The organism is Demequina salsinemoris, assembly GCF_000974805.1.
In the GTDB taxonomy this organism is placed as follows: Bacteria; Actinomycetota; Actinomycetes; order Actinomycetales; family Demequinaceae; genus Demequina; species Demequina salsinemoris.
This window is the reverse complement of sequence record NZ_BBQZ01000002.1, coordinates 531317-557997: the sequence shown is the minus strand read 5'-3', so window position 1 is coordinate 557997 and position 26681 is coordinate 531317. Positions and strand designations below refer to the sequence as shown.

General features: G+C 70.7%; 23 protein-coding genes. 13 read left to right on the top strand and 10 right to left on the bottom strand.

All coding sequences use genetic code 11. The features are described 5' to 3' along the window. Position 1: 1 nt before the first annotated feature. The 3 genes from AOP78_RS06125 to AOP78_RS06115 form a co-directional block, all read right to left on the bottom strand. A complete protein-coding gene (locus AOP78_RS06125) occupies positions 2 to 613 on the bottom strand; it encodes a 2-oxoacid:acceptor oxidoreductase family protein (protein WP_062202323.1) in 612 nt (203 codons plus the stop codon). Between the two features lie 194 nt (positions 614 to 807). Continuing rightward, entirely contained in the window at positions 808 to 1887 is a 1080-nt protein-coding gene (locus AOP78_RS06120; RefSeq protein ID WP_062202322.1) for a GtrA family protein, read from the bottom strand. 1 nt (position 1888) lies between these two features. Beyond that, complete coding sequence (locus AOP78_RS06115; protein WP_062202321.1) at positions 1889 to 2860, bottom strand: phosphodiester glycosidase family protein; 972 nt, start codon at positions 2858 to 2860, stop codon at positions 1889 to 1891. Between the two features lie 87 nt (positions 2861 to 2947). On the opposite strand from AOP78_RS06115, the gene AOP78_RS06110 reads away from it, so the two are divergent. The 9 genes from AOP78_RS06110 to AOP78_RS06070 all read left to right on the top strand — a co-directional run bounded on the left by AOP78_RS06110 (position 2948) and on the right by AOP78_RS06070 (position 10565). Next, positions 2948 to 3418, top strand: a complete 471-nt coding sequence (locus AOP78_RS06110) for a MarR family winged helix-turn-helix transcriptional regulator (protein WP_062202320.1) — start codon at positions 2948 to 2950, stop codon at positions 3416 to 3418. 149 nt (positions 3419 to 3567) lie between these two features. Beyond that, a complete protein-coding gene (locus AOP78_RS06105; RefSeq protein WP_062202319.1) occupies positions 3568 to 4401 on the top strand; it encodes an SDR family NAD(P)-dependent oxidoreductase in 834 nt (277 codons plus the stop codon). Between the two features lie 398 nt (positions 4402 to 4799). Further along, entirely contained in the window at positions 4800 to 5411 is a 612-nt protein-coding gene (locus tag AOP78_RS06100) for an RBBP9/YdeN family alpha/beta hydrolase (RefSeq protein WP_062202318.1), read from the top strand. 93 nt (positions 5412 to 5504) lie between these two features. Further along, positions 5505 to 5717 (top strand): DUF2892 domain-containing protein, encoded by a 213-nt coding sequence (locus AOP78_RS06095; RefSeq protein ID WP_062202317.1) that lies wholly within the window; start codon positions 5505 to 5507, stop codon positions 5715 to 5717. 88 nt (positions 5718 to 5805) lie between these two features. Beyond that, on the top strand, positions 5806 to 6585 hold the full coding sequence (locus AOP78_RS06090; RefSeq protein ID WP_062202603.1) for a S1C family serine protease: 780 nt from the start codon (positions 5806 to 5808) through the stop codon (positions 6583 to 6585). A gap of 32 nt (positions 6586 to 6617) precedes the next feature. Beyond that, positions 6618 to 7601 (top strand): AAA family ATPase, encoded by a 984-nt coding sequence (locus AOP78_RS06085; RefSeq protein ID WP_062202601.1) that lies wholly within the window; start codon positions 6618 to 6620, stop codon positions 7599 to 7601. A 2-nt stretch (positions 7602 to 7603) separates the two neighbouring features. Continuing rightward, a complete protein-coding gene (locus tag AOP78_RS06080; protein WP_062202316.1) occupies positions 7604 to 8494 on the top strand; it encodes a DUF58 domain-containing protein in 891 nt (296 codons plus the stop codon). Next, positions 8491 to 9522, top strand: coding sequence for a VWA domain-containing protein (locus AOP78_RS06075; RefSeq protein WP_062202315.1), 1032 nt, complete (start codon positions 8491 to 8493; stop codon positions 9520 to 9522). The genes AOP78_RS06080 and AOP78_RS06075 overlap by 4 nt, the downstream gene beginning before the upstream one ends. Then, the gene (locus AOP78_RS06070; protein WP_062202314.1) at positions 9522 to 10565 is read left to right on the top strand and encodes a VWA domain-containing protein; all 1044 of its coding nucleotides are present in this window, start codon (positions 9522 to 9524) and stop codon (positions 10563 to 10565) included. The genes AOP78_RS06075 and AOP78_RS06070 overlap by 1 nt, the downstream gene beginning before the upstream one ends. 75 nt (positions 10566 to 10640) lie before the next feature. On the opposite strand, the gene AOP78_RS06065 is transcribed toward AOP78_RS06070, so the two are convergent. Then, positions 10641 to 12440, bottom strand: a complete 1800-nt coding sequence (locus AOP78_RS06065) for a DEAD/DEAH box helicase (RefSeq protein WP_062202313.1) — start codon at positions 12438 to 12440, stop codon at positions 10641 to 10643. A 119-nt stretch (positions 12441 to 12559) separates the two neighbouring features. On the opposite strand from AOP78_RS06065, the gene AOP78_RS06060 reads away from it, so the two are divergent. Next, a complete protein-coding gene (locus AOP78_RS06060) occupies positions 12560 to 13159 on the top strand; it encodes a carboxymuconolactone decarboxylase family protein (RefSeq protein WP_062202312.1) in 600 nt (199 codons plus the stop codon). A 9-nt stretch (positions 13160 to 13168) separates the two neighbouring features. On the opposite strand, the gene AOP78_RS06055 is transcribed toward AOP78_RS06060, so the two are convergent. Together AOP78_RS06055 and ppdK are read right to left on the bottom strand one after the other, a co-directional pair. Beyond that, positions 13169 to 13780, bottom strand: coding sequence for a Pr6Pr family membrane protein (locus tag AOP78_RS06055; RefSeq protein WP_062202311.1), 612 nt, complete (start codon positions 13778 to 13780; stop codon positions 13169 to 13171). A gap of 273 nt (positions 13781 to 14053) precedes the next feature. After that, positions 14054 to 16774 (bottom strand): pyruvate, phosphate dikinase, encoded by a 2721-nt coding sequence (ppdK, locus tag AOP78_RS06050; protein ID WP_062202310.1) that lies wholly within the window; start codon positions 16772 to 16774, stop codon positions 14054 to 14056. Between the two features lie 151 nt (positions 16775 to 16925). Between ppdK and AOP78_RS06045 the strand changes: the two genes are divergently transcribed. From AOP78_RS06045 to nrdG, 3 genes are all read left to right on the top strand, one after another. Next, entirely contained in the window at positions 16926 to 17984 is a 1059-nt protein-coding gene (locus AOP78_RS06045) for a tRNA-dihydrouridine synthase (protein ID WP_062202309.1), read from the top strand. A gap of 290 nt (positions 17985 to 18274) precedes the next feature. Beyond that, complete coding sequence (nrdD, locus tag AOP78_RS06040; protein ID WP_083979863.1) at positions 18275 to 20536, top strand: anaerobic ribonucleoside-triphosphate reductase; 2262 nt, start codon at positions 18275 to 18277, stop codon at positions 20534 to 20536. Positions 20537 to 20546: 10 nt separating this feature from the next. After that, entirely contained in the window at positions 20547 to 21161 is a 615-nt protein-coding gene (gene nrdG / locus AOP78_RS06035; RefSeq protein WP_062202308.1) for an anaerobic ribonucleoside-triphosphate reductase activating protein, read from the top strand. 112 nt (positions 21162 to 21273) lie between these two features. On the opposite strand, the gene AOP78_RS06030 is transcribed toward nrdG, so the two are convergent. The 4 genes from AOP78_RS06030 to AOP78_RS06015 all read right to left on the bottom strand — a co-directional run bounded on the left by AOP78_RS06030 (position 21274) and on the right by AOP78_RS06015 (position 26618). After that, a complete protein-coding gene (locus AOP78_RS06030; protein ID WP_062202307.1) occupies positions 21274 to 23022 on the bottom strand; it encodes an AMP-binding protein in 1749 nt (582 codons plus the stop codon). Between the two features lie 130 nt (positions 23023 to 23152). Further along, positions 23153 to 24004, bottom strand: a complete 852-nt coding sequence (locus AOP78_RS06025; protein WP_062202306.1) for a MaoC/PaaZ C-terminal domain-containing protein — start codon at positions 24002 to 24004, stop codon at positions 23153 to 23155. Next, positions 24004 to 25350, bottom strand: coding sequence for a 3-oxoacyl-ACP reductase (locus tag AOP78_RS06020; protein WP_062202305.1), 1347 nt, complete (start codon positions 25348 to 25350; stop codon positions 24004 to 24006). The genes AOP78_RS06025 and AOP78_RS06020 overlap by 1 nt, the downstream gene beginning before the upstream one ends. Beyond that, positions 25350 to 26618, bottom strand: coding sequence for an acetyl-CoA C-acetyltransferase (locus AOP78_RS06015; RefSeq protein WP_062202304.1), 1269 nt, complete (start codon positions 26616 to 26618; stop codon positions 25350 to 25352). The genes AOP78_RS06020 and AOP78_RS06015 overlap by 1 nt, the downstream gene beginning before the upstream one ends. Positions 26619 to 26681: the final 63 nt, after the last annotated feature.

Below are 26681 nucleotides of genomic sequence, written 5' to 3'. Positions count from 1 at the left end.
GTCAGTCTCCCCTCGTCGCCGCGGCTGCGAGCCCGCCTCCGCCGCCTGAGCCCGCGAGCTCCGCGCGGACGTAGGCGAACGCCTCGTCGGCCGCGAGCGCGTTGGCCTCGCCGACCCTGCCGGGGAAGCGGTCGCGGAAGACCTGCTTCACGGCATCCAGCGTGATGTCGTCGGTGGCCGCGGCGTATGCGGCGAGCATGGCGGCGGCCGGCTTGGGCTTGCCGAGGTGCGTCATGGTGATCGACATGGCGGGGATCGTGATCACGGTCGCGTTCGCGTCGTCGACGCCGGCCTCGGCCCTGACGGTCGGAGCGTCGGCGTTGGTGTTGACGATCACCAGGCCGTGCGTGGCGAGCCCCGAGAACGGCTGCGCGGGGCCGAGCAGCGTCGGGTCCTGGACGAGCACGACGTCGGGATGAAGGACGGGTTCGCGCGTGCGCAGGGGAGCGTCGGCGAACCTGCAGTAGGCGACGACGGGTGCTCCCGTGCGCTCCGATCCGAAGGAGGGGATGGCCTGCGCCTCGTGGCCGGCGAGGAATCCCGCCCTGGCGAGCATCTCCGCGGCGGTGACGACACCTTGCCCGCCGCGACCGTGAATTCTGACCTGCCTCATGCGTCCGTCCCTGGGGACGCCCGGCGACGGCGCGACCACGCGGGCCGCGGGGGAACGTCGTCGGTGACGTCCACATGTCCACGCTATGCCCAGGGGGGTGTGCCACCCGGGACAGAGGTCCCGGGTGGCCAGGGGCGCTCTCCTGTCCGCGGTCGTCTGCGCTCATCTCCCCAGTTCGGGGAGGCGAGGCGTGGCTACCGCGTTCTGATCTCGCGCTCTCGCGGACGACCGGAGGGCACCGGCTTCCCGCTGTCCTGGCGGGGCGCGAAGACGAAGGCGCGCTGAAGTCCGAATGAGGCGAGCCAGAGTCCGCCGTCCGTGATCACCTTGGCCGCGAGGAGCGGCAGTCCCGCCCACGTGAGCACCGACAACGAGGCGTAGCCGGCGGCGAGGACCGCGGCCGCGAGCAGCACGTAACGTGCCAGCTGGGGCAGCGGACGACCCTCGGAACGGAAGACCGCGCGGCGGTTGAGCGCGAAGTTCACGAGACCGCTCGACACACGCGCCGCGATCAGAGCGGGCCCGAGGGTCAGCCCGAGCGCGGTCAGGGCGAGCAGCAGGCCGGTGTCGAGCGCGAAGGCGGCGAGCGAGGATGCGGCGAACGCCGCGAGCGGCCACAGGACGAGCGCGGAGTCGCGCACGGGACGGAAGTGCGAGGAGCTGTTGCCGTCGAGGTAGACGGTCGCGATCGGCACCTCGATGAGCGGGATGCCCGCCCTCGCCGCCTCGAGCAGCACGCGCAGCTCGTAGGAGAATCGCTCGCCCTTGACCCCGAGCACCCAGGGGACGAGCTCGGCGGGATAGGCCCGCAGGCCGGTCTGGGTGTCGGCGAGCGTGGCGCCCGACGCGGCGGCCACGAGCGCGCTCGTCGCGCGATTGCCCACGCGAGAGCGCCACGGCACGTCGCCGTCGAAGGCTCGCGCGCCGAGCACGACCGCGGGAGGCTCGGCGGCGTTCCGACGTCGGTTCACCTCGGCGGCGACCCGCATGATGTCGGCAGGGCGATGCTGGCCATCGGCGTCGGCGCAGACCACGTCGACCTTCGCCGAGTGATCAAGTAGCCAGGCGAGGCCGGTGCGTAGGGCCGCGGCCTTGCCGCGGTTGACGCGATGGCGCAGGACGGTGGCGCCGTAGCCCTCGGCGACGGTGAAGACCTCGCCGTACGAGGGTCCGGAGCCGTCGTCCACGAGCAGCACGGGGGCCGCGGGCGCGAGCTCGCGGACGAGATCGATGAGGCGCTCGTCGGGCTCGTAGGCCGGGATGAGAACCCACATGTCAGCCGAACCAGAGGATGTCGGAGGTGCCGCGCTCGTTGCCCGAGCCGCCGGGGTAGTTGACGACCTCGTCGTCGTAGACCATCGTCGACGAGCCGCCTCCGTCGAGGTTGTAGGCCTCGGTGGCGCCGAGGTCCTGCATGATCTCGGCGAGCTCGTCCAGCGTGACGCCTGCGCTGTCGTCGGAGCGTCCGTCGACGACGACGAAGACGTAGTGGTTGGCGGAGATCATGCCGATCGCGGTGCGGGGCTGGTCGCCCTGGATCGAGTGGTTGCCGATGTTGGTGTCGACCTCGTACGAGTCGAGATCGGAGACGATCTCCCCGTCGTCCACCAGGGCGGGCCCGAAGGACAGCGTGAGCCACGCGCCGTCGTCCAGGAGGTCCTGCGCCGTGGTCGTCGTCTCGTCGTACACGTCCATGGTGCCGTCCTCGTAGATCACGGCTCCGGTCCTCGCACCCTCGTCGCGATAGATCACGCCGTTGCGGATCTCGATCCCGGTGTCACGGAAGCCGTAGTAGTCGCCGTTGATCGCGAACAGCGCGCCGACATCGTCCGCGATGTCCGAGGGGTACTCGACGATGTTGGTGCCGTACTCGTCGTTCGCGAAGGCCGACTGGAGCTGCGTGATGTCGTCGAAGGTCACGTCCGCGACGTAGTACGTCGCCGCATCGTCCCCCTCGCCGTACGTGTAGGTGGAGATCGTGACCTCGGGGGAGTCGTCGTCGGACGTGTCCGACGTGGTCGTCGTGTCGTCCGACGAAGAGGAGTCGTCCGTGGTCGCCGTGTCGCTGTCGTCGCTCGTGCCGAGCACTGAGGCCTCGTACTCGGAGGCGCTGGCGATCTCGACGTGGTCGATCACGAAGCGGTTGAGCGCCCAGGCGGTGGTGCCGCCGAGGGTCAGGGCGAGCGCGGCCGAGCCCGCGATAATGGCTCGGCGCACGCGGTGGGGCCTGCGGGGTCTGGTCTTCATGGTCGTCGACGCTAGAAGCGCCTACTCAGGAATCGCCAAGGAAGGGGGGAGATCCCTCGCAGAGATCGTGGTCGGTACTGTCGTGCCATGGCCGTGGAGGATGTGGACGATGCGCTGGTGCGCGAGGTCGCGCTCGCCGAGCGCAGGTATCTTGCGCTGTTCATGTCGACGCGGTTCCGCGAGCGATTCGTCGGTCGCGCGGAGGCGGGCGTCGGAGCGACAGAGGCGCGGGTGCTGTGGGAGCTCGACGAGAGCGGGCCGACGCGGCCGGGGGAGCTTGCTCAGCAGGTCGAGGTGACGGCCGCCGCCATGACCAAGGCCCTCGCGCGCCTCAGGGAGCGAGGCCTCGTGGAGCAGGTCGTCGATCCCGACGACGGACGTGCGAGGGTGGCAGCGCTCACGGACGCGGGGCAGCAGCGAGCGGCCCTGCTCATGGATGAGGGCGATCGCATGACGCGCCGGATCATGGCGTCGTGGAGCCTCGAGGAGAGGAAGCAGTTCGCCGCGCTCCTGGGGCGCTTCGCCGCCGGCCTGCAGGAGTACGCGCAGGATCAGTGAGCGTCGGGACCTCCGTCCCGTCAAAGTGCTTAACCAGGTTAAGTAAAGTGGTCGCGAGCCGGCACCCCCGACGGCGGACACAGAAGTCCCCGCATGCTCGGCTCCGCGGAAGCGCGACAGCGCTGACGCGTCGACCCTTGGAGGTTGTCATGAGGTTTCAGGACGCAGTGGTGATCGTGACCGGCGGTGGCTCCGGCCTCGGCCGCGCCGCGGTGCTCAGGTACGCGAAGGAAGGCGCCAAGGTCGTCGTCGCCGACATCGGCGAGGACCGCGCCCAGGCCGTCGCGGACGAGGTCATCGCCGCGGGCGGCACGGCGATGGCGATCGCGTGCGACATCTCCGACGAGCCCTCGGTCGCCGCGATGGTCGACCGCACGGTCGCCGAGTACGGCAAGCTCGACGTGATGTACGCGAACGCCGGCATCCCCGAGCCGGGCTTCGGCTTCGTGCCGCTCGAGGAGATGGATCTCGACGCGTGGAACCGCAATATCGCGGTCAACCTCACGGGAGCGTTCCTGTCCACGAAGCACGCGGTGCGCGTCATGAAGCCCGCGGGCAAGGGCTCGGTCGTGATCTGCAGCTCGGCGGCCGGCATCTCCGCCTACCCCGGCTGGACCGGCTACACGGCCGCCAAGCACGGCGTCAACGGCTTCGTCAAGGCAGCGGCGCTGTCGGCTGGACGTCTCGGCATCCGCGTCAACGCCGTGTGCCCGGCCCACGGCATGTCGACCGGCTTCATCACGGGCGAGAGCTCGAAGGACTCGCACGAGCAGGCCGCCGGCGGCTGGGACAAGACGGCCACCGAGATCCCGCTCAAGCTGGACCGCGCCCCGAACCTCGACGACACGGTCGGCCTCGTGCTGTTCCTGTCGTCCGACGATGCCACCTACATGACCGGCGTCAGCATCGCCGCCACCGACGGCGGCACCCTGGGGAAGGTCGCGCTGACCGTCCCGTCCCACATCGACCAGGCTCAGGCCTGACGCGCGCCGCGGCGGCCGTGCTCTCCTCTCGGCCGCCGCGGAGTGGGGGTCCTCGCGCGAGCGGACGCGCCTCACCGCGTTGCGACCGGTCCCGTGCGGATCTACCGTGGGATCACGTGTCCGTTGACACGTCCACTGTCGGGCGTGCGCGCTGGACCTGATTCCCGGAGGTGCGGGATGGTGCGACTCGTGGTCAAGCTCGCGCTGGCGACGACCATCGCGGTGCTCGGGGTGGCGCTCGCCTTCGGCCTTCCTGCGGAAGCCGTCGTCGAGTCGTAGCCGGCGTGGCGCCGCTCATGCGGGGGTGGGTATACCGTTGAGGGAGGGCGCGCTCGTCGCCCGCCGATGATGCCGGAGCCCCGTCGGGTGCGTGATCCCCGACGACGAAAGGCTCCCCGGTGACCCAGACACGAGTCCTGCTCCTGCACGGCATGTCCCCGCGCAACTCCGCGCACTGGCTCTGGCCGCTCGGCGAGTCCCTGCGGTCCCGTGGGGTGCCCGTGCAGTTCCCGCTCCTTCCGCAGTGCGCCGCTCCCGACCTCGATGCATGGCGTCAGGTCGCGCTTCAGGAGCTCGAGATGCTGGGGGACGGCGATCGCGTCGTCGTCGCGCACTCGCTCGGCACCGTGCTGTGGTGCCTCATGGGCGCCGACCTGCCCGACCATCTCAAGGTGAGTCGCGTGCTGCTCGTCGCGCCTCCCACTCCGCATGAGCTGGTCGACGCCGTGTCCTCCTTCCGCTGCGACGACGACGTGATGGGCGTGGGCGCCGCCGCGGGTGCCGGCGCGGTCACCGTCATCGGACGCGAGTCCGACCCGCACCGGACGCAGAGCCTCGCGTCGCTCACGCGTGGGTGGCGCGCCGATGTGCACGAGCTCCCCGGGGCGGGGCATCTCAACCCCGCCGACGGCCACGGGCCGTTGCCCTGGGCCCTCGAGTGGGTCCTCGGGACCTCCGCGCCGCCGTCGCTCGGCCCCGAGGCGTTCGATCTCGCGGCCGTCCAGGCCTGAGCCCGCCGTCACACCTCGCGAGATGTATCCCCCCGGGGGTATGGTCGCCTTGAGGAAGGCGGGCGCCCGCCCGCCCCGGAAGGATGGCGCATCATGGTGAGCTTCATGAGCTCGACGGCGGGGCGCTGGACGCGCGGTGTCATCGGCCTCGCATTGATCGGCGCCGGCGTGGCGACCGGCGGCGCCGGATGGGCCCTGGCCGCTGTCGGAACCGTCTTCGTCGGCGTGGGCGTGGGCGACGTGTGCCTGCTCGCGCCGTTGTTCGGCAAGCCCCTCAAGGGACGGGACGTGCGCGCGGCCCTGTAGCGGCCACGGGGCCCGTCCGCGCGCTGCCCCAGCCACCTTGGTGGCCTTTCTCAGTGATTTCTTAGTTACGGGCCCTAGCGTGCTCGGCATGGATCCCGTGCCCGACACCCGTGCGCCCCGCCGCCGAGCGCTGCTCTGGTCGGCCATCGGCGTGGTCGCGCTCGTCGCCGTCGTCGCGGTGTCCGCGTTCACCGCCAGGTGGGCCTCGGCGTCCGCCGCGGCGGAGCCCACGGCCTCTGCGACCGCGAGCGCTTCGGCGCAGGCGGACTCGGTGACCACCCAGGACATCTACGAGACCGTCGCGCCCTCGGTCGTCGTCCTCGAGACCTCCACCGCGACAGGAGCCGGCGTGGTCGTCAACGAGGACGGATCGATCCTCACCGCGCTGAGCCTCGTGGAGGACGCCGACGAGATCACCCTCACCTTCTACGACGGCACGACCGCCTCGGCCTCGATCGCTGACGCCGACACGGAGTCCGGCACCGCGACGCTCACGCCCGACGCCCTCCCGTCCGTGCTCGTCCCCGCCACCATCGGCGGCTCGGCCTCCATCGGCGACTCGGTGATCGCGATCGGCAACCCCCTCGGGCTCGAATGGTCGGTGTCCTCAGGGGTCGTGTCGGGCCTGGACCGCGACGTCGACATCGCCGATCTCACCGCGTCGGGGCTGATCCAGTTCGACGCGGCCGTGAACCCCGGCAGTGCGGGCGGCCCGCTCGTCAACGAGGACGGGCAGGTCGTCGGCATCGTCGTCGCGCTGCTCACGGCCGACGACGACGAGGGCTTCTCCGGCATCGGCCTGGCAGTGCCCGTCGGCACGGCCCTGGCCGGCGACGGGGGAGAGGGAGACGGAGGACCCCAGCAATGACGTACGACCCGCACCATCCCGAGAGGACCGCCATGGAAGAGACCCCCGCCGCCCAGCTGGAGCAGGTGCTCTACGAGGTCAAGAAGACGATCGTCGGACAGGATCACCTGCTCGAGCGGCTGCTCGTGGCGCTGCTCGCGCGCGGCCACGTGCTCGTCGAGGGCGTGCCTGGACTCGCGAAGACCCTCACCGTGAACTCGCTGGCCACCGCGACAGGCGGCACCTTCCAGCGCATCCAGTTCACGCCCGACCTGGTCCCCGCGGACCTGGTCGGCACCAGGATCTTCCACCAGGGCACGGGCGAGTTCGTCACGAGCCTCGGCCCCGTGTTCGCGAACCTCCTGCTCGCCGACGAGATCAACCGCGCACCCGCCAAGGTGCAGAGCGCGCTGCTCGAGGTCATGCAGGAGCGCCAGGTCACGATCGGCCGCGAGACGCACAAGGTGCCGAACCCGTTCCTGGTCATGGCGACGCAGAACCCGATCGAGTCCGAGGGCACGTACCCGCTGCCCGAGGCGCAGATGGACCGCTTCATGATGAAGGTCGTGGTCGGCTACCCGACCCCGACCGAGGAGTTCGCGGTCGTGGACCGCGCCATCGCCAAGGGGCCCGGTCCCGAGCAGGTCCTCGACCCCGAGCGGCTGCTCGCGCTCCAGGCCGCCACCGAGCGGGTCTACGTAGACCCGTCGCTGATGGAGTACGCCGTGCGCCTGTCCCACGCGACCCGGTTCCCGGCCGCCGCGGGGCTGCCCGAGCTGGACCAGTACGTCACCTACGGCGCGAGCCCGCGCGCGTCGATCAACCTGGCCCTCGCTGGTCGCGCGCTCGCGCTTCTCAGGGGCCGCGACTACGTGCTGCCCCAGGACATCCGTGACCTCGCTCCCGACGTGCTGCGCCACCGCATCGTCCTCAGCTACGAGGCCATGGCCGACGACGTCTCGGCGGACACGATCGTGTCCCGCGTCATGACCGCCGTGCCCGCTCCGCAGCCCGCGCCCGCGACTGCCGGTCGGTGACGATGCCCACCGATGTCCCCGAGCGGCTCCTGACAGGCCTCGAGTGGAGGCTGCTCCACCGCGTGGACGGCCGGCTCCAGGGAGGACACCGGACGTCCCAGCGTGGCAGCGGCATGGACGTCGCCGACGTGCGACCGTACGCGGATGGCGACGAGGCCCGTCGCATCGACTGGGCGGTGACCGCGCGACTCGACGAGACCCACGTGCGCCGCTACGACGAGGACCGCGAGGTCACCGCTTGGCTCGTCCTCGACCGCTCGGCGTCGATGCGCTTCGGCGCGGAGGGCAGAGGCAAGGACGATGCGCTCGCCGGGATCGCGGTCGCGCTCACCCGGCTCCTGGGCTCGACCGGCGACAGGGTCAGCGCCCTCCTGTACGACGACCAGGCGCTGCGAGTCATCCAGCCCGGCTCCGGTCGCCACCAGTCCCTGCTGCTGACCCGCGAGCTGCGGGCCGCGGCTCCCGCCGGAACGCCGGGAACCCCCACGGACCTGCGCGGCATGCTGCGCGTGGCCGCCGCCACCGCCCGCCGCAGGGGGCTCGTGATCGTCGTGTCCGACCTCGTGGGCCAGGACGGATGGCAGCGCGAGCTGTCGCTGCTCGCGCGCCGTCACGAGGTCGCGCTCATCCGCGTGGTCGACCCGCTCGAGCGCGAGCTCCCCGAGCTCGGCCCCGTCGTCATGGAGGACTCCGAGACGGGGGAGCAGGTGCTCGTGGACGTGTCCGACCCCGGCTTCCGTGCGCGCTTCGCGGCAGAGATCGCGCGCGAGGACGCCCTGCTGGCCGAGGCCGCCCGCGCCGCGCGCGTCGACCTCCACACCGTCTCCACCGCCGACTCGCTCGCCGACGTCCTCGTCCGCATCGTCCGTTCCACCGCGTGGAGGCGTGCGTGACCTTCCTCAGCCCCTGGATGCTGCTCGCGGCCGCCGTCGCGGTCGCCGCGCTCACCGCCGGCGCCGTGGTCCTGGCGCGACGGCGCCGACGCGCGCTCGCCGCCGCTGGCATCCCGACGCGTCGATCCTGGGCCCCCCAGGTGCCCACGGCGCTGCTCATCGCGGGCGTCGGCCTGCTGCTCGTGTCCTCGGCGCGCCCCCAGGCGGTGATCACGCTTCCGCGTGCCGCGGGCACGGTCGTGATCGCGATCGACACCTCGGCGAGCATGACGGCCGACGACGTGTCGCCCAGCCGCCTCGAGGCCGCCCAGGAGGCGGCGTCGGAGATCGTGGAGGCGCAGGCATCGTCCGTGGACGTCGGAGTCGTGGCCTTCTCAGGCGGCGCGCTCAGCACGCAGCTGCCGTCCGAGGACCACACCGAGGCGATCGCCGCGATCGCGAGCGCCTCGTCCTCGGGATCCACGTCGCTCGGCCAGGCGATCCTCACCGCGCTGAGCGCGATCACCGGGGAGACGGTGACGCTCGATGGCAGCACAGACGACGGCACCACAGACGACGGCACGAGCACGCTCGACGGCACCGACGCGCAGGCCGCCGACTATACGGAGACGAGCGACACGTCCGACCTCGGCTACTGGGGATCGGCCACGATCGTCCTCATCTCGGACGGGGAGCAGACGAGCGACCCCGATGCGATCGCCGCCGCCGAGCTCGCCGCCGAGCTGGGCGTCCACGTCGAGACGGTCGGTGTAGGCACCACTGAGGGCACCACGATCGAGGTCGACGGCTACACCGCGTCGACGGCGCTCGACGAGGAGCTGCTCACCGAGATCGCCGCGACCACCGGCGGCTCCTATCACGCACTGTCCGACGTCTCCGAGCTCGACGACGTGGCCTCGAGCCTCGACCTGCGGGTCACCGTGCAGGAGGAGGAGCGGGAGCTCACGCCGTTCCTTGCCGCGCTCGCGCTCGCGCTGCTCGTCGCCGGCGCGGGGATCACGATCGTGCGGACCGGGAGGCTGCTCTGATGTCCTTCGCCTGGCCCTTCGCCCTCGCGGCGCTCCTGCTGCTGCCCGCGCTCGTCGCCGTGTGGTGGCTGACGCGTCGCCGCCGTCGCCGCAACGCCGTGGTGATCCCGTCCGTTCGGGCCGTACGCGCCGCGGTCGCGACCCAGTCCCGTGCTCGGCGCTGGGTCCCGGCGTCGCTGCTGGCGCTTGGCATCGTGGCAGCGTCAGCGGCGGTGGCACGCCCTCAGACCACGGTGGACGTCGCGACGAGCGAGGCCACGATCATGCTCGCGATCGACGTGTCGAGCTCGATGTGCTCGACCGACGTGGACCCCAACAGGATCGAGGCCGCCCAGGAAGCAGCGATCGAGTTCGTCGAGTCCCAGGACGAGTCGGTCGCGATCGGCATCGTGGCGTTCTCGTCGAGCGCCTCCCTGGTGTCCGAGCCGACGACGGATCGGGACGAGCTGATCGACGCGATCGGCTCCCTCACCACGTCGCGGGGCACCGCGATCGGGCAGTCGATCCTCACCTCGATCGACGCGATCGCGCAGGTCGACTCGGACGTCGCCTCGACGGGCGTCGAGGTCACCGAGGACGAGGACGACTCGGACGACGACTCCTATGCCGCCGAGACCATCGTCGTCCTGACAGACGGCACGAACTCCGCAGGAGTGGAGCCCGTGACCGCGGCCGAGGAGGCCGCCGCGCGAGGCCTGCGCGTGTACACGATCGGGTTCGGCACCGACGAGGCATCGCCCGCGGTCTGCGACTCGTCGCAGGTCGACTCAGGCGACATGGCGATGAGCGGCGGAGGCGGGGGACCCAGCCAGACGCTCGACGAGGCCACCCTGCAGGAGGTCGCCGACCTCACCGGCGGCGAGTACTTCGCGGCCGAGGACGCGTCCGAGCTCGCGGACGTCCTCACCGGGCTCGACGAGGTCGTGGCGGTGCAGCAGGAGCAGCAGGACATCGGCGCGTGGTTCGCCGGTGCCGCCGGGCTGCTGGTCACGGCCGCAGTTGGGCTGTCACTGTGGTGGAGCCGCTCGCGCGTCAGGGTCTAGCGACCGTCTCAGACGGCGGGACTCACCGAGCCCCGCTCCGCGGCCCAGGGGCCGCTCGCGGTCCAGGGACTCCGCTCAGTAGTCCCGGCGCGGCTTGCGGGGGCCCTTGCCGTCGTGATGCGAACGCGAGGGGCGGTGGTCGCCGCCCTTGCGGTCGCTGTACCGCTTCTTGTTCGACTGGTAGGCGCGCGTCCCCTTGTCGGGCTTGAGCGCGATGAGCTCGCCCGAGATGCGGGTGCGCGACAGCTTGTCGAGCACGTGCTGAGGCAGGTTCTCCGGCAGCTCGACGAGCGAGAAGGTCGAGTTGACCTTGATCGCGCCGAAGTCGCTGCGGTCCAGCCCGCCCTCGTTGGCGATCGCTCCCACGATCTGGCGCGGCTCGACCTTGTGGCGGCGGCCGACCTCGATGCGGTACGTGATGCGCCCGGCGCTGTCGCGCCGTCCAGGGCCGCCAGGGCCGCGGTCGCCGTCGCGATCGCGCTGCTGCTTGCCGCGCTCGGAGAACGACTGGGTCGGCAGCTCGTCCTCGTCTCCCAGGAGGAGCGGCTTGTCGCCCTGCGCGACCACCGCGAGCGCGGCGGCGACGTCGGTCTCCGGCACGTCGTGGTGCTCGACGTAGTGGGCGATGATGTCGCGGAAGCGGTCGATGCGCTCGGTCTCGGACAGGGCGGCGGTGATCGAGTCGTCGAAGCGGGTCAGGCGCGTGGCGTTGACGTCGCCGACGGACGGCAGCTGCATCGGGGTGAGGGGCTGCCTCGTGGCCTTCTCGATCGCGCCGAGGAGACGACGCTCGCGCGGCGTCACGAAGCTGATCGCGTCTCCCGTGCGTCCGGCGCGGCCGGTGCGGCCGACGCGGTGGACGTAGGACTCGGTGTCGACGGGGATGTCGTAGTTGACGACGTGCGTGATGCGCTCGACGTCGAGGCCGCGAGCGGCGACATCGGTCGCGACGAGCACGTCGAGGTTGCCGTCCTTGAGCTGCTGGACCAGGCGCTCGCGCTGCTGCTGGACCACGTCGCCGTTGATGGCGGCGGCCGCGAAGCCTCGCGCGCGGAGCTTCTCCGCGACCTGCTCGGTCTCGTTCTTGGTGCGCGTGAAGACGATCACGGCCTCGAAGTTCTCGACCTCGAGGATGCGGCTGAGGGCGTCGGTCTTCTGCGCGTAGGAGACGACGATGTAGCGCTGGGTGATGGTCGAGGACGTGCTGGTCTTGCCCTTGACCGTCACCTCCTCGGGGTCGCGCAGGTACTTCTGGGACAGGCGCCGGATCTGGTTGGGCATCGTGGCCGAGAAGAGCGCGACCTGCTTGTCCTCGGGCGTCGCGCCGAGGATCGTCTCGACGTCCTCGGCGAAGCCCATGCGGAGCATCTCGTCGGCCTCGTCGAGCACGACGTACTTGAGCTCGGACAGGTCGAGGGTGCCGCGGTCGAGGTGGTCCATGATGCGGCCGGGGGTGCCGACGACCACGTCGACGCCCCTGCGCAGCGCGGACAGCTGCACGCCGTAGGCCTGGCCACCGTAGACGGGGAGCAGGCGGACGCCCTCCGACTTCGACGCGTAGCTCTCGAACGCCTCGCACACCTGGAGGGCGAGCTCACGGGTGGGGGCGAGCACGAGCGCCTGGGGCCGGCGCTGGCCGCGGGTGAGGCGGGCGAGGATGGGCAGCGCGAACGCGGCGGTCTTTCCCGTACCGGTCTGCGCGAGGCCGACGACGTCGCGGCCGGACAGCAGGATCGGGATGGTGCGTGCCTGGATCGGCGACGGGGTCTCGTAGCCGAGGGACCGCACCGCCTCGAGCACGGGTCCTTCGAGTCCGAGATCGGCGAAGGAGAGGGTGTCGGGCGCGTCGGGGGCCGATCCGGAGTCAGTAGGCATGGCTCAACGGTACGCGGTCCTGGGACTTTCGCGCGCTTTCCAGCACGAATCGCTGTCGTCAGACCAGGACGATGCGGGCGCGCGTACCCTGGAGGAACCGCCGGGGAGGGTGGTGGTGGATGGCACGCATCGACGGTGTTCCAGGTGCGCGCGCCGGCGTCGGCACGCGGATCCTCTACTTCTTCTCGCGCCGGGGACTGTCCCGGGCTGCCGGGCGCAGCCCCGCGAGGATGCTCGAACCGCTCGAGATCTATGCGCACGCGCCGGGCCTGCTGCGCGCCTACGCCCGGCTCGAGCAGGCGACGGCGCGCATGGACGCGGTGGAGCCCCGCCTCATGGCGCTGGCGACGGTGAAGGCGTCGACGCTGGTGAGCTGCGAGTACTGCATCGATCTCGGCTCGCAGATCCTGCGCGCCCACGGCCTCACCGATGAGGAGCTGCTCGCGCTGCCCGAGTTCAGGACGAGCCCCGTGTTCGACGCGATGGATCGCCTCGTCATGGAGTACGCGGTCGGGATGTCCTCGACCCCCGCGCGCGTGTCCGACGAGCTGTACGCCGAGCTCGCGGCACGACTGACCTCGCGGGCCCTCGTCGAGCTCACCCACCAGATCGCGCTCGAGAACATGCGGGGGCGGTACGGGGTGGCCTTCGACCTCGAGGCCGCCGGGTTCTCGGAGGGCGCGGTCTGCGCGATCCCGCTGCCACCCGGACAGTCGTGAGCGACGCCGTCAGCCGCGGTGGGTCGCGGGTGCGGGATCTCGCGACGGCAGGGGAGCCACCGCGCCGAGCGCGCGCAGGGCGGCCGAGACGGCGAGCCCGATGAGCACGATCACGCTCACGGTCGTCGCGACGGTCGCGAAGCCGAGCGCTGGGTCGAGGAAGGGGTACGGGACCCAGCCGTCGGTGGTCGCGCGGACGAAGAGGTAGCCGAGCCACAGCGCGGGCATGATCAGCACGCTCCAGACGTCGCGCCACCGTGGTCGCCGCCGCCCCCCGATGAGCACCCAGTCGGCGGCGACGATCAGGCCCGCGCCGCCGTGGATGACCGCGTTGGCCCACGGGAAGTACGGGTGGCCCGCGTGAGGTGCGAGGAGAAGCCAGTACACGGCGCCGACCACGACCAGATAGGTCGCGGCGTTGACGCGCAGCGTCTGCACCCACGCGGGGTCGTGCCGCCCTGCGAACGCTGCGACGACGAGAGCGAGGATGCCCGCGAGGTTCGCGAGGGGGGTGAAGTAGCCGGGCAGCTGCGCCCAGGTGAAGGTTCCGTGGGTCAGGTCGGCCCACGCCTGTGCCCCGAGCGCGATCGCGATGACCGTCGCTCCTGCCAACCGCGCCATTGCGGTAAGGATTGACCTCAGCATGGTGATGACTTTACTGCGCCGTCATCGAAAAGTGATCAAATTGTCGCCGTGTTGTGACATATGGCACTCAGGGTCACGTCTGACGCCGATTTGTGTAAAAGGCGCGTAACGGACAGTTCGGCGAATCGGGGCGGCGGGGGAGCGTGGGACGACGAAGACCCCGAGCCTCACGCTCCTGTCGGAGCGGGCTCGGGGCCTTCCTGTCGCCGTCTCCGGCGGGTCTCGCGGAGGCGGCACGTCAAGGGAGCGTCAGCGCGTGTCGCCCCCGCCGGTCACGACCGCAGCGCGTCCCGCCTCGAGGCGTGCGATCGGGATGCGGAACGGCGAGCATGAGACGTAGTCCAGGCCCACCTCGTTGAAGAAGTGGATCGACTGCGGATCGCCGCCGTGCTCGCCGCACACGCCCAGTCTCAGGTCCGGCCGCGAGGCGCGTCCCTCCTCGGCGGCGATGCGCACGAGCCTGCCGACCCCCTGCGTGTCGATCGACTCGAAGGGCGAGACGGAGAACACCCCGTGCTCGGTGTACTCGTGGAAGAACGCGCCCTCCACATCGTCCCTGGAGAACCCCCACGTGGTCTGCGTCAGATCGTTCGTGCCGAAGGAGAAGAACTCCGCCACATCCGCCATCCTGTCGGCGGTGAGCGCCGCGCGCGGCAGCTCGACCATCGCCCCGACGGGGATGTCGAGCTCGACGCCCTCCTCGTCCGCGACCTCCGCGAGGATCCGGTCCGCCTCATCCTTGACGAGGTGCAGCTCCATGATCGACGCGGCCAGCGGGATCATGATCTCGGCGTGCGGGTCGCCGCCCGCCTTGAGCCGAGCGGCATGCGCCTGGGCGATCGCCCGCATCTGCAGGGCGAACAGACCCGGGATGACGATGCCCAGCCGGACGCCGCGCAGGCCGAGCATCGGGTTCGCCTCGCGATGCTTGTCGACCGCCGCGAGCAGCTCGACGTCCCTGTCCACCTCGGGGCCGCTCTGGCCGCGCTCCTTGGCGAGCGCGACCTTGACCGACAGCTCGGTGAAGTCCGGCAGGAACTCGTGGAGCGGCGGGTCGATCAGCCTGATCGTGACCGGGTTGCCGTCCATCTCGGTGAGGAGCCCGATGAAGTCCTCCCGCTGAAGCGGAAGGAGCGCGTCGAGCGCCTCCTGCTGGGTCGCATCGTCCTTGGCGAGGATGAGGCGCTCGATGAGCACCCTGCGATCGCCGAGGAACATGTGCTCGGTGCGGCACAGGCCGATGCCCTCGCCGCCCAGGGCACGCGCACGGTGCGCGTCCAGCGGCGTGTCCGCGTTCGCGTACACACCCAGCGTGCGGGCCGAGTCGGCATGGCTGAGGATCGCGTCCACGGCCTCGACGAGCTCGATCGTGTCCTCGTCGCCGGCGAGCGAGGCCACCGTCGCCTCCAGGCCGTCCTCGAGGTAGCGGACGACGGGAGAGGACACCACGGGCACGTCGCCCAGGAAGATCTCACCCGACGTGCCGTCGATCGCGATGAGCTCGCCCTCGGTGACGACCCTGTCTCCCACCGTGAACGTCCTCGCGTTCACGTCGACCGCAAGCGCCTCGGCGCCGACGACGCACGTGGTGCCCATGCCACGCGCGACGACCGCCGCGTGCGAGGTCTTGCCTCCGCGGGACGTGAGCACGCCGACCGACGCGATCATGCCGCCCAGGTCGTCGGGGTTCGTCTCGCGACGGACCAGGATCACCTTCTTGCCCTGCGCCGCCCACTCCTGCGCTGTCGCGGACGAGAACACGGCCGCGCCGACGGCCGCGCCGGGCGACGCCGCCATGCCGGTCGCCAGCAGGGTGCGCTCGGCGCCCGCGTCGAACTGCGGGAACATGAGCTTGCTCAGCTGCTCGCCGGTGACGCGCTCGAGCGCCTCGTCGAGCGTGATGATGTGCTCGTCGACGAGCTGCTTGGCGATCTTGAAGGCCGCGGCCGCGGTGCGCTTGCCCACGCGGGTCTGGAGCATCCACAGCTTGCCGCGCTCCACCGTGAACTCGATGTCGCACAGGTCGCGGTAGTGGCCCTCGAGGCGGCGCATCGCGGCGCGAAGGTCGGCGTACGCCTTCGGGTCGAGCTTCTCGAAGTCCGCGAGGGACAGCGTGTTGCGGATCCCCGCCACGACGTCCTCACCCTGCGCGTTCTGCAGGTAGTCGCCGTAGTCACCCGTCATGCCCGTCGCGGGGTCGCGCGTGAAGCACACGCCCGTGCCGGAGTCGTCTCCCAGGTTGCCGAACACCATGGCGACCACGTTGACCGCGGTGCCGAGATCGTCGGAGATGCGCTCGCGCCGCCGGTACAGGCGCGCGCGCTCGGTGTTCCACGAGTTGAAGACGGCCTCGATCGCCATGTCGAGCTGCTCGCGGGGGTGCTGCGGGAACTCGCGGCCCGACTGGTCGCGGACGATGCCCTTGTAGTCGTCGACGAGCTCCTTGAGCGCATCGGCGTCGAGCGCGGTGTCAGCGGTGACGCCGCGCGAGGCCTTCTTCGCGTCGAGCGCGTCGGAGAACAGGTCGCCGTCGATGTCGAGCACGGTCTTGCCGAACATCTGGATCAGGCGCCGGTAGGAGTCCCACGCGAAGCGCTCGTTGTTGGCGAAGGCCGCGAGGCCGTGGACGGAGGAGTCGTTGAGGCCGACGTTGAGGACGGTCTCCATCATGCCGGGCATCGAGAACTTGGCTCCCGAGCGGACCGAGACGAGCAGGGGATCGTGGGCGTCTCCCAGCAGGCGGCCCAGGTCGTCCTCGAGCTTCCTCACGGCGAGCGTGACCTGGACGCGCAGCTCAGGCGGCAGCGCGCTCGTGGTCATGTAGGTGCGGCAGGCCTCCGTGGTGATCGTGAAACCCGGGGGCACCGGAAGCCCCAGGTTCGTCATCTCGGCCAGGTTCGCGCCCTTGCCGCCCAGAAGGTCCTTCTGATCCTTGTTGCCTTCGCTGAAGTCGAAGACGTACTTCACCATGGGGCACCCCTTTGTGCTGGTCATCGTGATCCTCGCGTCGTCGCGAGCAATCCCAGTCTTACCCCATGCGCATGCTTCGAGGGGGACCAAGGACCTAGCAGGGTCCTCGGCCCTGCGAGGGGCCCGCGGGCGAGGGGTATCCTCGACGCCGATGCACGCCTTCTACGATCCCACCCGCACCTACGAGGAGAACCTCGCCGAGGGGCCCTTCGGGGTCCCCGAGGTCACCGCGCCGACGATGCCCGCGACGGCGGAGCTCTGGGGCAACCCCGTGTCGTCGCCCTTCGGGATCCCCGCGGGCCCGCTCGTCGGCAGCGCGACGTGCGCCGCCGCGTTCCGCCTCGGCTTCGACGTCAACGTCTACAAGACCGTGCGGACCCGCGCGCACCGCGCGCACCGGTTCCCCAACACGCTTGCCGTGCACCTCGACGGCGACCTCACGTCGGACACGCCCATGCCGCTGCTCGCGGACGATGCGTGGGGCACGGCGCGCAGCATCTCCAACTCGTTCGGCGTGCCGTCGAGCGACCCCGACGTGTGGCAGGCCGACATGGCCCGCGCCGTCGCCGCGGCCGGCGACGGCCAGCTGCTCGTGGGCTCCTTCCAGGGGACGACGGGGTCGGGTGACGGCTCGGTCGACGCGTACGTCGCGGACCACGTGCTCGCCGCGCGGCTCGTCGCGGAGACCGGTGCGCGCGCGATGGAGATGAACCTCAGCTGCCCGAACGAGGGCACGAGCAACCTCCTGTGCTTCGATCCCGAGCTGGTGACGCGCATCGCGGGAGCGGTGAAGGACCAGATCGGCGACACGCCCCTGGTGCTCAAGCTCGCCTACTTCCAGGACGATGCGGCGCTCGAGCGCCTCGTCGCGCTCACCGACGGCATCGTCGACGGGTACGCGGCCATCAACACGCTTCCCGCGCGGCTCGTCGACGCCTCCGGCGCGCAGGCGTTGCCGGGTGAGGGCCGCGAGGTGTCGGGGGTCTGCGGCGGCGCCATCCGCTGGGCCGGGCTCGAGATGATCGAGCGCCTCGCCGCCCTGCGCGAGCGCCGAGGCTCGGACGTCACGCTCATCGGGGTCGGCGGCGTGCTGACCGTGGCCGACTTCACGGCCCTGCGCGAGGCCGGGGCCGACGCCGTGATGAGCGCGACCGGGGCGATGCTCGATCCGCTTCTCGGACAGAAGGTGCGGGCCGCGGCGGCTCGTTGAGCCTCCGGGCCGTCAGGTCCGCCCGCGACACGCCAGGAGCTCGATCCGACACGCCGAGAAGCCGCGAGATTTCTTCTCGGAATCTCCGTGCGTGACCCTGCGTCGATGGCCGTTCAGGGGCCCTCCGCATGGCCCGGTCGACGCCCGGGTGGGACCTTGGTCCCAACGGTACCCAACTACGACATCTAGTTTGATTCCACGCCCGAGGCACTACATGTTGTGGTCGAGGCGGTGGGGGATCGGCAGATTGTCAGTCCCGGGGCGTACCGTCGACTGTGGAGGGATGAACCATGAGCATCGTTGAGAGCGGGACCCAGGCACCAGCCGCAGTCAAGGGCGCGGCGCAGGCGGTCCTCAACATCATCAAGCGCGACGGACGCACCCTGCGCTTCGACGACTCGCGCATCCGCGCGGCCCTGATCAAGGCGTACAAGGAGGTCAACGGCCCGCTGTCGCCCCTTGACGAGCGCACCGTCGGCGAGCTCGTCGCGCGCATCGACTCGGAGATCCGCGCGCGCTTCGTGGACACCGTCAAGATCTACGAGATCCAGAGCGTCGTCGAGCATGTGCTGCTCGAGGCGCGCCTGTACGACGTGGCCCGCGCCTACATCGACTACCGCGTGCAGCGCGACTTCGCCCGCTCGCAGGCGACCGACCTCAACCACTCGATCAACAAGCTGCTCGACAAGGACGCCACTGTCGTCAACGAGAACGCGAACAAGGACGCCGAGGTGTTCAACACCCAGCGCGACCTGACCGCGGGCATGGTCGGCAAGTCGATCGGGCTGCGCATGCTGCCCCCGCACGTCGCGAACGCCCACCAGAAGGGCGACATCCACTACCACGACCTCGATTACCACCCCTATGCGCCCATGACGAACTGCTGCCTGATCGACTTCAAGTCGATGCTGTCGCAGGGCTTCCGCATCGGGAACGCCCAGGTCGAGCCTCCCAAGTCGATCGGGACGGCCACCGCCCAGATCGCGCAGATCATCGCCAACGTCTCGTCCTCGCAGTACGGCGGCGCGACGGTCAACCGCATCGACGAGCTGCTCGCCCCGTACGCGGAGCTCAACTACGACAAGCACTCCGCGGAGGCGGCGCGCTGGATCGACGATGAGGCCAAGCGCGAGGAGTACGTGCAGGAGCGCACGCGCAAGGACATCTACGACGCGATGCAGTCGCTCGAGTACGAGATCAACACGCTGTTCACGTCGAACGGGCAGACGCCGTTCACCTCGGTCGGATTCGGCCTGGGCACCGGCTGGTACGAGCGTGAGATCCAGATGGCGATCCTCGCGATCCGCCGTCGCGGCCTGGGCAAGGAGGGCCGCACCGCGATCTTCCCGAAGCTGCTCTTCACGCTCAAGCGCGGCCTCAACCTGTCGGCGGGGGACCCCAACTACGACATCAAGCAGCTCGCGGTCCAGTGCGCGACCGAGCGCATGTACCCGGACGTGCTGAGCTACGACAAGGTCGTCGAGATCACCGGCTCGTTCAAGGCGCCCATGGGCTGCCGCTCGTTCCTGCAGGGCTGGGAGGACGAGCAGGGCAACGACGTCGTCGAGGGCCGCATGAACCTCGGCGTCGTGACGCTTAACCTGCCGCGCATCGCGATGGAGGCCGAGGGTGACCTGGGCGCGTTCTGGGCGCTGCTCGAGGAGCGGCTCCAGATCATGCACGACGCGATCCTCTTCCGCGTCGAGCGCTGCAAGGAGGCCATGCCGGGCAACGCCCCGATCCTCTACGTCCACGGCGCCTTCGGCCAGCGCCTCGCCCCGACCGAGGACGTGGACACGCTGTTCCGGAACGGCCGCGCGACCGTGTCGCTGGGCTACATCGGCCTGTACGAGGTCGCCACCGCGTTCTACGGCCCGGAGTGGGAGTCGAACCCCGAGGCGAAGGAGCTCACGCTCAGCGTGATGGCCTCCCTCAAGGACCACGCCAAGACCTGGGCGGCGGAGTCCGGCTACTGGGTGAGCGTGTACTCCACGCCGTCCGAGAGCCTCACGGACCGCTTCTGCCGCCTCGACAAGGAGCGCTTCGGCTCCGTCCCGGACATCACCGACAAGGACTACTACACGAACAGCTTCCACTACGACGTGCGCAAGAACCCCACGCCGTTCGAGAAGCTCGACTTCGAGAAGGACTACCCCCAGTACACGGGCGGCGGCTTCATCCACTACTGCGAGTACCCCGTGCTGCGTCAGAACCCCAAGGCGCTCGAGGCCGTGTGGGACTACGCCTACGACCGCGTCGGCTACCTGGGCACGAACACGCCGATCGACCGCTGCTACGAGTGCGGCTTCGCGGGCGACTTCAACCCGACGGCGGAGGGGTTCGCGTGCCCCGAGTGCGGCAATGAGGACCCGCGGACCTGCGACGTCGTCAAGCGGACATGCGGCTACCTCGGCAACCCCCAGCAGCGCCCCATGGTCCACGGTCGCCACGTCGAGATCTCGTCCCGCGCCAAGCACATGGACGGCGACGTGCGCGTGCCGCTGTCGGCGCTCGGCGAGGACGGGGCGGCTCCGAACGCCAGGTCCTGCTAGGCGGGACGACATGGCACTCGAACCGAATCCGCGCCTGTGGGTGGCCGAGAAGGTCAGCCACGGCTACGTGGCCGACTACAAGCCGTTCTCGTTCGTCGACGGCGAGGGCGTCCGCTGCAGCCTCTACGTGAGCGGATGCCTGTTCAAGTGCGACGGCTGCTTCAACGAGGCCGCGTGGAGCTTCCGCTGCGGCAAGCCCTACGACGACGCGCTTCAGCAGGAGATCCTGGCCGACCTGGAGCACGAGTCGGTCCAGGGCCTGTCACTGCTCGGTGGCGAGCCCTTCCTCAACACCCAGGTCGCGCTGAGCATCGTCGGGGCGCTCCGGGAGCGCTTCGGCCGCGCCAAGGACGTGTGGTGCTGGACCGGCTACACGTTCGAGGAGCTCCTGGCGGACTCGGAGGACAAGCGCGCGCTCCTCGCCGAGATCGACGTCCTCGTCGACGGACGATACGAGCAGGCCATGCGAGACCTGACGCTGCCCCACCGCGGGAGCCGCAATCAGCGCGTGCTCGACGCAAGGGCGTCGCTCGAGGCGGGGAGGGCGATGCCCTACGAGGGCGTCGGCGATCCGCTGGGGCGCCTTGCCGAGGACGAGCGGGCGAGCCTGGCCGGCGCGGCCTGAGCACGCATCGTCCTGAACCCACGCATCGTCCTGAACCCACGCATCGTCCTGAACCCACGCATCGTCCTGAACTCACGCATCGTCCAGAACGAGCGCATCGTCCAGGATGCGGCTACTCGGCGGTCTGCGCCGCCTGTGCCGCCTGCGCCGCGGCCTCGCGCTCGCGCAGCGCCCTGCGCAGCACCTTGCCCACGTTGGTCTTCGGCAGCTCGTCGATGAACTCGATCTGCCTGGGACGCTTGTAGCCGGTGAGCCGCTCGCGCAGGAACGCGCGCAGCGCCTCCTCGGTGAGGGAGTCGTCGCGGCGCACGACGAAGAGCTTCGGCACCTCGCCCGCGCGCTCGTCGGCAACGGGGATCGCCCCGGCCTCGACCACGAGCGGGTGCATCATCGCCGCGTCCTCGATCTCGCCCGGGTACACGTTGAAGCCGGAGGCGACGATGATCTCCTTCTTGCGGTCGACGATCGTGAAGAAGCCGTCGTCGTCCATCACCGCGACGTCTCCGGTCAGCAGCCAGCCGTCGTCGGTCAGCACCTTCGCGGTCTCCTCAGCGTTGTGCCAGTAGCCCTGCATGACCTGCGGACCCCTGACCGCGAGCTCGCCGGCCTGACCGACGGGGAGCGGGGTGCCCTCGTCGTCCACGACGCGCAGGTCGGTGGAGGGCAGGGGAACGCCGATCGTGCCCACGCGCGGAGGCATGTGGGTGGGGTTCACGGAGACGACGGGGGACGCCTCGGTGAGGCCATAGCCCTCGACGATGTCGGTGCCGACGAGCTCGCGCCAGCGTTCGGCGACCGAGGACCTGACCGCCATGCCGCCCGCGACGGTCAGCCTCAGGCGCTCGTGGTCGATCTCCTTGAAGGTGGGCTCATCGAGAAGCGCGCTCGCCAGGGTGCTCACGAGCATGATGCCGTCGGGGCGGGCCTTCGCCAGCTCCTTGACGAAGCCCTTGATGTCGCGCGGGTTCGTGATCAGCACGGTGCGGCACCCGAAGCGGTAGAACCCCAGGCAGTTCACGGTGAGGGCGAACACGTGATAGAGCGGCAGGGCGGCGATGATCGTCGACTGGGACTCCTCGCCGAGCGTCGCGCGGATCTGCGACATGAACTGCTCCTGGTTGGAGAGCATGTTCCGGTGGCTGAGCACCGCGGCCTTGGCGCCGCCGGTCGTGCCACCCGTGTACTGCAGGAGCGCGATGTCGTCCGCGGACACGCCCGGGTCCTCGAAGCGCTCCTCACGGCCCTGGGAGAGCGCCTTGCGGAAGCTGATCGCCGCCGGGAGGCTGTACGCGGGGACCATCTTCTTGACCTTGTCGGCGACGAGGTTCACGAGCGCGCCCTTGGGACGCGGGAGCAGGTCGCCGACCTTCGTCACGATGACGTGCTCGATCGACGTCGAGGGGAGGACCTCCTCGACCTTGTGGGCGAAGTTCGCGAGCACCACGATCGCGCGCGGCTCGGCGTCCTTGAACACGCCCGCCATCTCTCGCGTCGTGTACAGCGGGTTGGCGTTGACCACGATGAGGCCGGCACGCAGGGCGCCGAAGAATGCCACAGGGTACTGGAGGACGTTGGGCATCTGGATGACGATGCGATCGCCCTTGCGCAGCTTGAGGTCGTGCTGGAGGAACGCGGCGAAGCGGGTCGCGAGCGCGTCGACCTCGCGGAAGGACAGGCTTCCTCCCATGTTGGTGAACGCGTCCGCGTCGCCATGACGCTCGGCCGCGGCGGCGACCATCTCGCCGAGCGAGGACTCGTGAAGAGGCCCGATGTGGCGGGGAACGCTGGGGCCGTAGTAGGCGAACCAGGGACGGTCCTCGTCGCCGACAGGGTTGTCGACGCGGTCGTTCCTCGTGCTCATTGCCATCCTCCTCGACGGTGGTCTCGGTCCTTCACGCCGCCGCCGGGAGCCGAGCAGGGCTCGGCGAGCGCCAGGACAGCCTACCCGCAGTTGTGGGAACGGGCCCTTCGTGGCGCGCGCTCCCGAGTGTTCACGGCGTGACGCGCATGATCATGTGCGGCTTCGCCCCGTCCCGCGTGGTGACGATGACGTCCGTGCCTGCGTCATGGTGCTCGGTGCGGAAGCCGACGGTGCCGGGAAGGTAGATGGGGCGCGCGAAGCCCGCGCTGACGCGGTACGACGCGGGCAGTCGCGCCTCGAGCGTCGCGAGCGCGTGCGCGTGGGTCCACATGCCGTGGATCACGGGGCGCGGGAAGCCGAACGCCCGCGCGAGGACCTTGCTCGTGTGGATCGGGTTCGGATCATGCGACACGCCCCGGTACGCGCGGCCGAGCCCGGGTCCGAGCCGCCAGCGGCCATGGGGCTCGGCGGGGGAGAACGGGAGCCTGGGAAGCGCCTCGGGAAGGCCTGGGGTGTGGGCGCCGTGCGCGAGATAGGTGCTGATGCCCTCCCAGACCGTCTCACCATCCACCGAGACCTCGCCGACCAGGTCCACGAGCGCGCCCTTCGCGTGCGGGCGCAGGCGGTCGGCGTGCACCCGGATGGTGAGGCGCTCGTCCGCGCGGACGGGGCGATGCATCGTCATCTCGTTGCTCACGTGGACCGCGCCCACGAGCCGCACCGTGCTGTCGTGAGCGCCGAGCAGGTGCACGTGGAGCGGGAAGGTCAGCACGTGCAGCCAGGTGGGGGGCACGGCGTCCTTGAGCGTGAAGCCGCACACCCTGCTGTAGGCGGCGAGCCGCTCGGGATCCTGGCGCTGGTCGAGCAGCTCGACGGTCGCCTCGGGCAGGCGGGCGGCGGCGCGGTGCGTGGGAACCATCGCGCGCGCGAAGGCGGCGCCCATCGCGGGGACGTGGTCGAGGGTGACCGTCGCCGCGGTCATCACGCGCCGACCACGTTCTGGCCGCACACGCGCACGACCTGGCCGGTGACGCCCTGGGAGGCGGGATCGAGGAGGTAGCCGATCGTCTCGGCCACGTCGATGGGCCTGCCGCCCTGTCCCAGGCTGTTGGCGCGGCGGAAGATCTCGCGCTGCACGAACGGGATGCGCGCGGTCATGTCGGTCTCGATGAAGCCAGGGGCTACCGCGTTGGACGTGATCCGCCGCGCGGCGAGGTCGGGCGCCATCGCCGCCACGAGCCCGGCGACGCCTGCCTTGGAGGCCGCGTAGTTCGCCTGGCCCTTGTTGCCCGCCAGGCCCGACGTGGACGCGACGCCGACGATGCGGCCTCCGTCGATCAGACCTCCCGGAAGCCCCGGGGTCAGGAGCGTCTCGTTGATCCGCATCTGCGCGACGAGGTTCACCTCGAGCACGGATGCCCAGCGCTGCGCGTCCGTGTTGGCGAGCAGCTTGTCGCGGGTGATCCCGGCGTTGTGCACGATGCCGTAGAGCCCCTCGCCCCGGCCCGCGACGTGAGCGGCGATCCTGGCGCCGGCGTCTGGCGCGGTGATGTCGAGCTGGAGCGCGGTGCCCGCGATCTCGTTGGCGACCGCGGCGAGCGACTCCCCGGCGGGAGGGACGTCGACCGCGACGATGCTCGCGCCGTCGCGCGCGAGGGTGCGGGCGATGGCCGCGCCGATCCCGCGTGCCGCGCCGGTGACGACGATCGTGCGTCCGCTCAGGGGGCGTTCGCTCGGAGCCGGCGTGTCCACCGCCGGGGCGACGGTCCAGGTCTGGCCGTCGACGAAGGCGGACCTCCCGTGCAGCAGGAACTCGAGCGTCGACGCCAGCTCCAAGGGACCGGCCTCCGGATCCACATGGATCAGGTTCGAGGTCGCGCCGCGCCGAAGCTCCTTGCCCACCGTGCGATCGATCCCGTCGAGCGCGCGGGTGACGGCACGCTGCTCCCAGTCGCCCGCGGGCGGGCGCCCGAGGATGACGACGCTCCCCGACGCCTCCAGCCCGCGCAGGGCGGGGCGGAGGACCGCGCGGAGCGCCTCGAGGTCCGAGAGCCGGTTCAGGTCGGTCGCGTCGACGACCAGCGCTCCGATCCGGTCGCCGTAGCCGGGGACCTCGTCGCCGCCCGAGTCGATCACGGGGGCCTCATACGGTCGTCCCAGCAGCGCGAGCGTGTCGGCTCCGAGCCGCGACGCGCCGAGCGTCGCGAGCACGATCGGTCCGCCGGGGTAGGTCCGGCCACGACGCAGCACGGGGGGCTCGTGAAGACCAGCCCGCGCCGCGACCTTGCGGCCGACCCTGGAGGTGAAGGCCATCTCGAGCGCGGACATCACACGGCCTCCAGGATCGCGACGAGCCCCTGCCCGCCCGCGGCGCACATCGAGATGAGGCCTCGGCTTCCGGGGCCTCGAGCATGGAGCAGCTTCGCAAGGGTGGGGACGATGCGCGCGCCGGTGGCCGCGAACGGGTGGCCGACGGCGAGGGAGGAGCCGGTGACGTTGAGGCGCGAGCGGTCGATCGCGCCGATCGGACCGTCGAGGCCGACGGACCGGCAATGATCGGCGTCCTCCCACGCCTTGAGGGTCGCGGCGACCGTCGAGGCGAAGGCCTCGTGGATCTCGATCAGGTCGATGTCTCCGATCGTGAGGCCCTGGCGCGCGAGGAGGCGGCCGGTCGCGGCGACGGGGGCGAGCAGCAGGTCCGCGCCCCCGGGGTGGTCGACGGCGGCGACCTCCGCGTCCACCACGCGGGCGAGCGCGGGAAGTCCCTGCTCGGCGGCCCAGTCGGCGTCGGCGAGGAGGACGGCCGCGGCGCCGTCGGACAGTGCGGTCGAGTTGCCCGCGGTCATCGTGCCGTGCTCGCCCCCGAAGACCGGGCGCAGCCTCGCGAGCGCCTCGAGCGTCGTGTCGGGGCGCAGGATCGCGTCCTTGGCGAGCCCGAGGAAGGGGGTGACCAGGTCATCGAAGAATCCGTCGTCCCAGGCGGCGGCGAGGTTCCGATGCGAGGCGAGCGCGATGTCGTCCTGCTCCTCCCTCGTGATGCCCCACCGCGTGCCGGTGATCGCCTGATGCTCGCCCATCGACAGGCCCGTGCGGGGCTCCTCGACGCGGGGAGCCAAGGGGGCGAGGTGCGACGGCCGGAGCCGGGAGAACGCCTTGACCCGGGCCTGGGCCGAACGTGCGCGGCTCGCGGCATGGAGCGTGCGCTGCATCTCACCGCTCACGGTGATCGGCGCGTCGGAGGTGGAGTCCGCGCCCGCGGCGATGCCGTGGGTGAGCTGCCCGAGCGCGATCTTGTTGGCGAGGTACATCGTGGCCTCGAGCCCCGTGGCGCAGGCCTGCTGCAGGTCGCATGCGGGGGTCTCGGGGGCGAGAGCGGAGCTGAGGACGGCCTCGCGCGTGAGGTTGAAGTCATGCGGATGCTTGAGGACGGCGCCGCCCGCGACCTCGCCGACGCGGGTCCCGGCGAGCCCGTAGCGCGCGACGAGGCCGTCGATCGCGGCGGTCATGAGGTCATGGTTGGACGCCTCGCGGAGCGCGCCCCCGGCCTTGGCGAACGGCGTGCGATTGCCGCCGACGACCACGACGGTGTGGTTCATGGTGCCTCCGATGGGGTGTGGGGAATTCACCGATACTGACGGTAGCAGATACTCGCCGTACTG

Excerpts from the sequence above, each read along its gene's own strand:
- ppdK (WP_062202310.1), bottom strand. The coding sequence starts at position 16,774 with ATGGTGAAGTACGTCTTCGACTTCAGCGAAGGCAACAAGGATCAGAAG.
- AOP78_RS06060 (WP_062202312.1), top strand. The coding sequence starts at position 12,560 with ATGGCACGCATCGACGGTGTTCCAGGTGCGCGCGCCGGCGTCGGCACG.
- AOP78_RS06065 (WP_062202313.1), bottom strand. The coding sequence starts at position 12,440 with ATGCCTACTGACTCCGGATCGGCCCCCGACGCGCCCGACACCCTCTCC.
- AOP78_RS06045 (WP_062202309.1), top strand. The coding sequence starts at position 16,926 with ATGCACGCCTTCTACGATCCCACCCGCACCTACGAGGAGAACCTCGCC.
- AOP78_RS06110 (WP_062202320.1), top strand. The coding sequence starts at position 2,948 with ATGGCCGTGGAGGATGTGGACGATGCGCTGGTGCGCGAGGTCGCGCTC.
- nrdD (WP_083979863.1), top strand. The coding sequence starts at position 18,275 with ATGAGCATCGTTGAGAGCGGGACCCAGGCACCAGCCGCAGTCAAGGGC.
- AOP78_RS06030 (WP_062202307.1), bottom strand. The coding sequence starts at position 23,022 with ATGAGCACGAGGAACGACCGCGTCGACAACCCTGTCGGCGACGAGGAC.
- AOP78_RS06055 (WP_062202311.1), bottom strand. The coding sequence starts at position 13,780 with ATGGCGCGGTTGGCAGGAGCGACGGTCATCGCGATCGCGCTCGGGGCA.
- AOP78_RS06085 (WP_062202601.1), top strand. The coding sequence starts at position 6,618 with ATGGAAGAGACCCCCGCCGCCCAGCTGGAGCAGGTGCTCTACGAGGTC.
- AOP78_RS06120 (WP_062202322.1), bottom strand. The coding sequence starts at position 1,887 with ATGTGGGTTCTCATCCCGGCCTACGAGCCCGACGAGCGCCTCATCGAT.
- AOP78_RS06095 (WP_062202317.1), top strand. The coding sequence starts at position 5,505 with ATGGTGAGCTTCATGAGCTCGACGGCGGGGCGCTGGACGCGCGGTGTC.
- AOP78_RS06080 (WP_062202316.1), top strand. The coding sequence starts at position 7,604 with ATGCCCACCGATGTCCCCGAGCGGCTCCTGACAGGCCTCGAGTGGAGG.
- nrdG (WP_062202308.1), top strand. The coding sequence starts at position 20,547 with ATGGCACTCGAACCGAATCCGCGCCTGTGGGTGGCCGAGAAGGTCAGC.
- AOP78_RS06020 (WP_062202305.1), bottom strand. The coding sequence starts at position 25,350 with ATGTCCGCGCTCGAGATGGCCTTCACCTCCAGGGTCGGCCGCAAGGTC.
- AOP78_RS06105 (WP_062202319.1), top strand. The coding sequence starts at position 3,568 with ATGAGGTTTCAGGACGCAGTGGTGATCGTGACCGGCGGTGGCTCCGGC.
- AOP78_RS06125 (WP_062202323.1), bottom strand. The coding sequence starts at position 613 with ATGAGGCAGGTCAGAATTCACGGTCGCGGCGGGCAAGGTGTCGTCACC.
- AOP78_RS06070 (WP_062202314.1), top strand. The coding sequence starts at position 9,522 with ATGTCCTTCGCCTGGCCCTTCGCCCTCGCGGCGCTCCTGCTGCTGCCC.
- AOP78_RS06015 (WP_062202304.1), bottom strand. The coding sequence starts at position 26,618 with ATGAACCACACCGTCGTGGTCGTCGGCGGCAATCGCACGCCGTTCGCC.
- AOP78_RS06025 (WP_062202306.1), bottom strand. The coding sequence starts at position 24,004 with ATGACCGCGGCGACGGTCACCCTCGACCACGTCCCCGCGATGGGCGCC.
- AOP78_RS06090 (WP_062202603.1), top strand. The coding sequence starts at position 5,806 with ATGGATCCCGTGCCCGACACCCGTGCGCCCCGCCGCCGAGCGCTGCTC.
- AOP78_RS06115 (WP_062202321.1), bottom strand. The coding sequence starts at position 2,860 with ATGAAGACCAGACCCCGCAGGCCCCACCGCGTGCGCCGAGCCATTATC.